The organism is Cupriavidus sp. 05T313 (genome assembly GCF_056396665.1).
This window is the reverse complement of the sequence record NZ_JBFTLX010000279.1, coordinates 1-8,769: the sequence shown is the minus strand read 5'-3', so window position 1 is coordinate 8,769 and position 8,769 is coordinate 1. Positions and strand designations below refer to the sequence as shown.

General features: G+C 62.9%; 7 protein-coding genes and 1 other RNA gene. 4 read left to right on the top strand and 4 right to left on the bottom strand.

The genetic code is table 11. The annotated features are described in order from the left end of the window. From pheA to gyrA, 4 genes are all read right to left on the bottom strand, one after another. Positions 1-939: chorismate mutase (gene pheA / locus AC1DKD_RS35570; RefSeq protein ID WP_477144326.1), on the bottom strand; the 939-nt coding region annotated here is incomplete at its 3' end. Between the two features lie 99 nt (positions 940-1,038). Continuing rightward, positions 1,039-2,166 carry a 3-phosphoserine/phosphohydroxythreonine transaminase gene (gene serC / locus AC1DKD_RS35565; protein ID WP_477144325.1) on the bottom strand — a complete coding sequence of 376 codons (1,128 nt, stop codon included), beginning with the start codon at positions 2,164-2,166 and terminating at the stop codon, positions 1,039-1,041. A 155-nt stretch (positions 2,167-2,321) separates the two neighbouring features. Beyond that, positions 2,322-2,885, bottom strand: coding sequence for a DUF2059 domain-containing protein (locus AC1DKD_RS35560; protein ID WP_035860275.1), 564 nt, complete (start codon positions 2,883-2,885; stop codon positions 2,322-2,324). A gap of 81 nt (positions 2,886-2,966) precedes the next feature. Next, entirely contained in the window at positions 2,967-5,663 is a 2,697-nt protein-coding gene (gene gyrA / locus AC1DKD_RS35555; protein WP_441631162.1) for a DNA gyrase subunit A, read from the bottom strand. Between the two features lie 457 nt (positions 5,664-6,120). Between gyrA and ompA the strand changes: the two genes are divergently transcribed. From ompA to ssrA, 4 genes are all read left to right on the top strand, one after another. After that, the gene (ompA, locus tag AC1DKD_RS35550) at positions 6,121-6,777 is read left to right on the top strand and encodes an outer membrane protein OmpA (protein ID WP_441631164.1); all 657 of its coding nucleotides are present in this window, start codon (positions 6,121-6,123) and stop codon (positions 6,775-6,777) included. A gap of 110 nt (positions 6,778-6,887) precedes the next feature. Beyond that, positions 6,888-7,637 carry a bifunctional 2-polyprenyl-6-hydroxyphenol methylase/3-demethylubiquinol 3-O-methyltransferase UbiG gene (gene ubiG, locus AC1DKD_RS35545; protein ID WP_441631166.1) on the top strand — a complete coding sequence of 250 codons (750 nt, stop codon included), beginning with the start codon at positions 6,888-6,890 and terminating at the stop codon, positions 7,635-7,637. A gap of 2 nt (positions 7,638-7,639) precedes the next feature. After that, the gene (gph, locus tag AC1DKD_RS35540) at positions 7,640-8,311 is read left to right on the top strand and encodes a phosphoglycolate phosphatase (RefSeq protein WP_441631168.1); all 672 of its coding nucleotides are present in this window, start codon (positions 7,640-7,642) and stop codon (positions 8,309-8,311) included. A 91-nt stretch (positions 8,312-8,402) separates the two neighbouring features. Further along, positions 8,403-8,761, top strand: a transfer-messenger RNA (tmRNA) gene (ssrA, locus tag AC1DKD_RS35535). Positions 8,762-8,769: the final 8 nt, after the last annotated feature.

The following is an 8,769-nucleotide window of genomic DNA, read 5'->3' as shown; positions in this document are numbered from 1 at the left end:
CTGGTAGACCGCGCCAGCCTTGTTGGGCACCGACAGGATCATCGAGGTCTGGTCGCTGCCCGAGGGCTCGGTCTCGTAGCGCCCGATCACCGCGAAACGCGTGCGGTTGTGCGGATCGTCCTGGATGTGCGTGCGCACCAGATGCAGGTGATAGCGATTGGCGGCGGACTCGCCGGCGATGGCCGCCACGGTGGGATCTTCGCTGGCCATGCGCGCCGCTTCCGCATTGCTCGATACGGCCTGGCGCTCCAGATGCGGGTAGTTGGCCGTTAGCCAGTGCTGGCACTGCGCCAGCGCCTGCGCGTGTGCGCGCACCACGGTCACGCCCTTCATGTCCGGCGACGACGCCATCAGGTTGTGATGCACCTTCAGCGCGATTTCGCCGCTGATTTTCAGCGAGGTCTGCAGGAACAGGTCCAGCGTGCGGGACACCGCGCCCTCGGTGGAATTCTCCACCGGCACCACGCCGTACTCCACGGTGCCGGCCTCCACCGCGCGGAACACCTCGTCGATGCTCGGGCACGGCACGCCGCTCACCTCGTGGCCGAAATGCGCGTACAGCGCCTGCTCGGAGAACGTGCCAGCGGGGCCCAGGAAAGCAACTTCAAGCGGCTTTTCCAGGCCGCGGCAGGCGGACATCACCTCGCGCCAGATCGCCGCCACGCTGTCGTCGAGCAGCGGGCCGGGATTGGCGCCCTGCACCTTGCGAATCACCTGCAGCTCGCGTTCCGGACGGAACACCGGCGCGCCATACTTCTTCTTGACCTCGCCCACATCGAGGGCGAGTTGCGCACGGCGATTCAACATTGCCAGCAGTTCGCGGTCCAGCTTGTCGATCTGCTCGCGCAACGGCGTCAGTTCGACGCCCAGCGCCTTCTCGGCCGCGCCATTGTCCGGCTGCGCCTCCTCCTGCGCGATGTCTTTGTCTTGATTTGTCATTGTATGAATCCGCTACGCCACGTCATTGCGAAGTGGCCCTGGAAAAAACCGAATCGGCACAGGGCGGCAGCGCCAGGAGACGCCGCCGCAAACGAAGGATCAGGCCGCGGTGCGCTCGAAGTCGCGCATGTACTCGATCAGGGCGGCGACGCCCTCGAGCGGCATGGCGTTGTAGAAGCTGGCACGCATGCCGCCGACGGACTTGTGGCCCTTGAGCTGTACCAGCCCCCTGGCGCGCGCACCGGCCAGGAAGGCATCGTTGCGCGATTCGTCAGCCAGGAAGAACGGCACATTCATGCGCGAGCGGCAGCTCGGATCGATATCGTTGCGGTAGAACGCGCTTTGATCCAAGAACTCATAAAACGCGTGCGCCTTGGCGATATTGCGTTGCTCGATCGCATCCACGCCGCCCTGCGCCTTGAGCCACTTGAAGACCAGCCCGGCGATGTAAATGGAATAGGTCGGCGGCGTGTTGTACATCGAGTCATGCTCGGCCACCAGGCGCCAGTTGAAGGCGGTGGGGCAAAGCGGATGCGCATGGCCCAGCAGGTCTTCGCGCACGATCACGATGGTCAGGCCGGCCGGCCCGATATTCTTCTGCGCGCCGCCGTAGGCCACCTGCACGCGCGACCAGTCGACCGGGCGCGACAGGATGTGGCTGGAGACGTCGGCCACCACCACCGGCCCGCCGTCGCGGTGCTGGCCGATATCGGGCACGTCCTGGAACTCGACACCGACGATGGTCTCGTTGGTGCACAGGTGTACATAGGCGGCATCGTCCGACAGGTTCCAGTCGGACACATCCGGGATACGCACGAATTTTTGCGCGGTGCTGGAGGCCGCGATATTGACCTCGCCATAGCGGCGCGCCTCCTGCTCGGACTTCACCGACCACGTGCCGGTGACAACGAAGTCCGCCTTGGGGCGTTCCGCTTTCAGGCGAGACATCAGGTTGAGCGGCACGATGCCGTTCTCGCCAATGGCACCGCCCTGCAGGAACAGGATGCGGAAATCTTTCGGCACGTGCAGCAACTCGCGCAGGTTCGCCAGCGCTTCTGCCTGGATCCCCTCGAACTCGCGGCTACGGTGGCTCATCTCCATCACCGAGACCCCGGTACCGTGCCAGGACAGCATCTCGTCGGCCGCCTGCAGCAACACTTCGGTCGGCAGGGCCGCCGGACCGGGCGAGAAGTTATAGACACGCTCGGCCACGGCGCGCTGCATCATGGCGGCAAGTGCTGGATTCTGGGGTTCGTTCAYGGATCGGGATGGAAATGAAAAATGGCTGCCGGTGTTACCCAAGCAGCCATTATCCATCAAACCCGCGCCAGATAGGGGAGYCGGGGATAGTGCCCCGTACGCCCCACCGGCCCGCCGGCAAATTACTTCGAAGCGGCGGCGATTTCCTTCTCGGCTGCGTCGCGCATCGACTTGCCAACCTGCGGGCCGTACTTCTGCATCATCGAGCCCCAGATTTCCTGCGTAGCCTTGCCTTGGTTCGCCATGAACTTCTGGCCCGTGGGCGACTTCAGGAACGTGGTCAGATCCTTGATTTCCTGAGCGCTGTAGTATTTGGCGAAGGCGTCGTAGTGGGCCTTCATGGCGTCGCTCTTGAAGCCATCGGTGGTGAACGCCGTACCGGCGCCGTCCACCATGCGCTGCACGGCGCCATTCTTCTTGAGCTTGTCGACGGCGGCTTGCTTCTGCTTGTCGTTGAGCGTCTTGTTCTCGACCAGTACCTGCTCCAGAACCATGGGCGCTTCCTGCTTGGCGCCCTGCTGCCAGTTCTCGGCCTGGCCCTTGACGGCCTGGTCGGCCTGCATCACGGTCAGGAGCTCCTTGATGGCAGCGGTCTTGTCCGCATCCTGGGCATGCGCCGCGTTGGCCAGCATCATGGCCGGCACGAAGGCAGCCAGAACAGCGATACGTCGATAGGTTTTGAACATTGTGACTCCCTGGTAAATATGTCCGTTTTAGTCCCGCAGCCGGCAATCGAGTTCCGGCTATCGGGTCAATGTTGCAACAACTTACGAATTGGATCCCGTGTCAGGGGTGCCAGCCTCGGTGCCGTCCTGCGCACCTGCCCCCGGCTCTCCCTCGGCAGCAGCATCGGCCCCATCGAGTTCTTCACCCGCCACACCGTTGTCGGCGTCGCTTTCGACGATTCGCTGCAGGCCGGAAAGCTTGGTGCCTTCGTCCACGTTGATCAGGGTCACGCCTTGCGTGGCGCGGCCCATCTCGCGGATTTCAGATACGCGCGTACGGATCAGCACACCGCCGGTCGTGATCAGCATGATCTCGTCTTCCGGCGACACTAGCGCGGCAGCCACCACCCGGCCATTGCGCTCGCTGGTCTGGATCGCAATCATGCCCTTGGTGCCCCGGCCGTGTCGAGTGTACTCGGCGATCGGGGTACGCTTGCCATAGCCATTTTCGGTGGCGGTCAGCACACTGCCCACCGCTACGTCCTGCTCGCTGGTCTCGGCCGGTGCCACCAGCATGGCGATCACGGTCTGGCTTTCTTCCAGGTTCATGCCGCGCACGCCGCGCGCCTGCCGGCCCATCGGGCGCACATCGTTTTCATCGAAGCGCACTGCCTTGCCGGAGTCCGAGAACAGCATCACATCGTGCTGGCCATCCGTGACGGCGGCGCCAATCAGGTAGTCGCCCTCGTCGAGATCGACAGCGATGATGCCGGCCTTGCGCGGGTTGGAGAACTCGGTCAGCGCCGTCTTCTTCACGGTGCCGCGCGCGGTGCCCATGAAGATGAAATGCTCGGCGTCAAACTGGCGCACCGGCAGGATGACGTTGATCTTCTCGCCGTCAGACAGCGGGAACATATTGACGATCGGCCTGCCGCGCGAGTTGCGCGACCCCTGCGGCACCTCGTACACCTTCAGCCAGTACAGCCGGCCGCGGTTCGAGAAGCACAGGATGTAGTCGTGCGTGTTGGCGACGAACAGCGTGTCGATCCAGTCGTCTTCCTTGGTGGCGGTCGCCAGCTTGCCCCGCCCGCCGCGCTTCTGCGCCCGGTACTCGGAGATCGGCTGGCTCTTCATATAGCCGCTGTGCGACAGCGTGACCACCATGTCCTGCGGCGTGATCAGGTCCTCGGTATCCAGCTCGGTCGCATTGAGCTCGATATGCGAGCGGCGCAGGTCACCGAACTCCGCGCGGATGGCGGTCAGCTCGTCGGTGATGATGGTGCTGATGCGCTCCGGCCGGGACAAGATATCGAGCAGGTCGGAGATGACCGCCATGACGTCCCGGTATTCCTGGACGATCTTGTCCTGCTCCAGGCCCGTCAGGCGCTGCAGGCGCATCTGCAGGATTTCCTGGGCCTGCGAGTCGGACAGGCGGTACAGGCCGTCGCCCTGCATGCCGAAGATGGCTGGCAGGCCGTCGGGGCGGTAGGAAGCGCGGCCGCCCGGCGTGTCGCCTTCGGCGCGTGCCAGCATCTCGCGCACCAGGCTCGAATCCCACGCCTTCGCCATCAGCCCTTGCTTGGCGATGGGGGGCGTAGGCGCTGCCTTGATGATGGCAATGAACTCGTCGATATTGGCCAGCGCGACCGCCAGGCCTTCCAGCACGTGGCCACGCTCGCGCGCCTTGCGCAGCTCGAACACGGTGCGGCGGGTGACGACCTCGCGCCGGTGCGACAGGAAGCACTCCAGCATCTGGCGCAGGTTCAGCAGGCGCGGCTGGCCGTCGACCAGCGCCACCATGTTCATGCCGAAGGTATCCTGCAGCTGGGTGTGCTTGTAGAGGTTGTTCAGCACCACCTCGGGCACTTCGTTGCGCTTTAGCTCGATCACCACGCGCATGCCGGACTTGTCGGACTCGTCGCGGATATCCGAGATGCCTTCGACCTTCTTGTCCGTCACCAGCTCGGCAATGCGCTCCAGCAAGGTGCGCTTGTTGACCTGGTAGGGCAGCTCGTCGACGATGATCGCCTGGCGCTGGCCACGATCGATATCCTCGAAGTGCGTCTTGGCGCGCATGACGACGCGGCCACGGCCGGTGCGGTAGCCTTCGCGCACGCCCTGGATGCCATAGATAATGCCCGCGGTCGGGAAATCCGGCGCCGGAATCAGCTCGATCAGCTCGTCGACCGTGGCTTGCGGATTGCGCAGCAGGTGCAGGCAGCCGTCGACCACTTCGTTGAGGTTGTGCGGCGGGATATTGGTGGCCATGCCCACCGCGATACCCGACGATCCATTAATCAGCAGATTAGGGATGCGCGCCGGCAGAATCAGCGGCTCATTCTCCGAGCCGTCATAATTCGGCCCGAAATCGACAGTTTCCTTATCGATATCGAGCAACATCTCGTGGGCGATCTTGGACAGGCGGATTTCGGTATAACGCATGGCTGCCGCGTTATCCCCGTCCACCGACCCGAAATTACCCTGGCCATCGACCAGCATGTAGCGCAGGGAGAAATTCTGCGCCATGCGCACGATCGTATCGTATACAGCAGTGTCGCCGTGGGGGTGATACTTACCGATCACATCCCCTACGATACGCGCCGATTTCTTGTACGGCCGGTTCCAGTCATTGTTAAGCTCATGCATCGCATAGAGCACGCGCCGATGTACCGGCTTCAAGCCATCCCGGACATCGGGAAGCGCGCGCCCTACGATCACGCTCATTGCGTAATCGAGATAAGAGCGGCGCATTTCCTCTTCGAGGGAGACCGGAAGGGTTTCTTTGGCGAATTGATCCATTGCGGCGTGGGTTATCCGGCGAATTTAAACAGAAGGCCCCCAGGTGAATCACCATTCGCCAAGCGGCGTCCGGCAGTAGGGCAACGTGGCATTCTAACATGCGCCGCTGCCCTCCCCCGCAGCCGCCTCCCCCCCCTCCAAAGGGCCTTTGACGACGCCGGGAAACGACGAGAAAGGCCGCTGCGAAAATCCTGCAAGCCCGGCCAGACAAGGGTTTGCGGGCATCGCAAGAGCCATGTTGCACAAACACCACAGGCCCAAAACCCATTGGTGGAATCGAATATATTTACTTCTTAGGAAACGACCCTTGTGGCACAATTCCCCAGCGAAGAGCCAGACATTGTTCGAAGTGGAGCATACACCGCATCGAGAATGTTATACTCCGAAGAATGTATGACTTGTTTCCGTCCATTTGCTCGCAGTAACCCTGCGGTGATCTCATCCTGAGAGGAGAAATATGAAAAAATTTGCCAAGCTCGCGCTCGTTGCAGCTACCGCAGTAATGGCTGCATCCGCTCAAGCCCAGTCCGTCCCCTACGAAAAGAAGGCTGTGAACGATAACTGGGGCAACGGTACGAGCGAGTACGTGTGGAAGAACGGCACGAACGAGCTCTGCTGGCGCGACAGTTCGTGGACCCCGGCCACCGCCAACGCACTGTGCGACGGCGCCCTGGCTCCGGCGGCCGTTCCGGTGGCACCGCCCGCAGCGGTTGCTCCTCCGGTTGTTTCCAGCGAAAAGGTCACTTTCGCTGCTGACACCCTGTTCGACTTCGACAAGGCTGTCCTGAAGCCGGAAGGCAAGGCCAAGCTGGACGACCTGACCTCCAAGCTGTCCGGCATCACCCTGGAAGTGATTATCGCAGTTGGCCACACCGACTCGTTCGGTTCGGACAAGTACAACGATCGCCTGTCGATCCGTCGTGCTGAAGCCGTCAAGGCCTATCTGGTCAGCAAGGGCGTGGAAGCCAACCGTGTGTACACGGAAGGCAAGGGCAAGCGTCAGCTGAAGGTTGACCCGAAGTCGTGCAAGGGCAACCGCAAGGCGCAGATCGCCTGCCAGCAGCCGAACCGCCGCGTGGAAGTCGAAGTGGTCGGCACCCGCAGCGCACGTTAATCGGATCCTTTCCGATGAAAAAAAGCCCAGCGCGAGCTGGGCTTTTTTTTTGATACAGTGGCTGCATACTTTCCGCTCTCGCGCCGCCGCCTGGCCGCGCGCCAAAATCCATGACGCAGATCTCCCCTCCGCACCATCCCACCGTTGAAACCACCCAGCTCGGCAGGAATGCCGATGCCCGCGAAATCGACAAATTCAGCGAGCTGGCCCACCGCTGGTGGGACCCGGAGAGCGAGTTCAAGCCGCTGCACGAACTCAATCCCTTGCGGCTCGGCTGGATCGACGGCATTGCCGCGCTCGAGGGCAAGCAGGTGGTCGACATTGGCTGCGGGGGCGGCATCCTCGCCGAAAGCATGGCGCGAACCGGCGCCACGGTGCGGGGCATCGACTTGTCCACCAAGGCGCTCAAGGTCGCCGACCTGCACAGCCTGGAGTCAGGTGCCCCGGTGACCTATGAAGAAATCGCTGCCGAGGCGCTGGCTGCCCGCATGCCTGCCGGTTTCGACGTAGTGACCTGCATGGAAATGCTGGAGCACGTGCCGGACCCGCAGTCGATCGTGCGAGCCTGCGCAACCCTGGTACGGCCGGGCGGGCATGTGTTCTGCTCCACCATCAATCGCAATTTCAAGGCCTATATGCTGGCCGTGGTCGGCGCCGAGTACGTACTCAGGATGCTGCCGCGCGGCACGCATGACTACGACAAGTTCATCACGCCGTCTGAGCTCGCGCGCTATGCGCGCAATGCAGGGCTTGAACTCGTCGAGATGCGCGGCATGAGCTACAACCCGCTGACCCAGGTCTACTCGCTGGGCAAGGACACCGATGTGAATTACCTGATGGCGTTTCACCGCCCCGCCTGAATATGCGCACCTACGACGCAGTCTTCTTCGATCTCGACGGCACCCTCGCCGACACGGCCCCGGATCTGGCCGCGGCAGCCAACCGGCTGGTCACCGAGCATGGCCGCCCTCCCGTGGCGTACGAGCAACTCCGTCCGGTCGCTTCGCACGGCGCCCGTGGACTGATCGGCGCGGCCTTTGGCAAGAGCCCGGCCGACCCTGAGTTTCCCGGCCTGCGAGACACGTTCCTGGACTATTACGAGGCCGACATCGCGGTGCATACACGCCTGTTCGATGGCATGGCCGAGGTCCTGGACGCGCTGGAAACCGCCGGCATCCGCTGGGGCATCGTCACCAACAAAATCACCCGCTTCACCGCGCCGCTCGTCGCCGCCATCGGCCTGGCGCCCCGCGCCTCGGCGGTGGTCAGCGGCGATACCACGGCGCACGCCAAGCCCCACCCGGCACCGCTGCTCCACGCGGCTGACATCAGCGGCGTGGCGCCCGAACGCTGCGTGTATGTCGGCGACGACCTGCGCGACATCCAGGCAGGCAAGGCCGCCGGCATGATCACGATCACCGCCGCCTATGGCTACTGTGGCGATGGCGAACCGCCCGAGGCATGGGGCGCCGACTACCTGGTGCGCCACCCAAGCGAACTGATCGCGCTGCTGGCTCCGGCGGGAGCGCGCTGAGGTCGGAAAGGCTCCCTGGGAACCCGCCAACACGTCGGGCCTCCAACGGAGTACAATCTCAGTTCTTGACACTGTTCACACAGTTCACGCAGGGGCCGACCTGGTTTCGACGTGGGTTACAAAGCAGTGGAGGGCATACCGAGGACCCGTCACCTCGTTAATCAATGGGAATGCAATAACTGCTAACGACGAACGTTACGCACTGGCCGCTTAATTGCGGCCGTCCTCGCACTGGCTCGCTGGCGGGCTAGAGTCGCAAGACTACGCGAGGTCATATACGCCAGATAAGCCCTGAGTGAGTCACGAACCCAGGGACGAAAATCTAGTGACTCGCCGTTGTAGAGCGTGTTCGTCCGCGATGCACCGGTTAAATCAAATGACAGAACTAAGTATGTAGAACTCTCTGTGGAGGGCTTGCGGACGCGGGTTCGATTCCCGCCGGCTCCACCAAATACTAG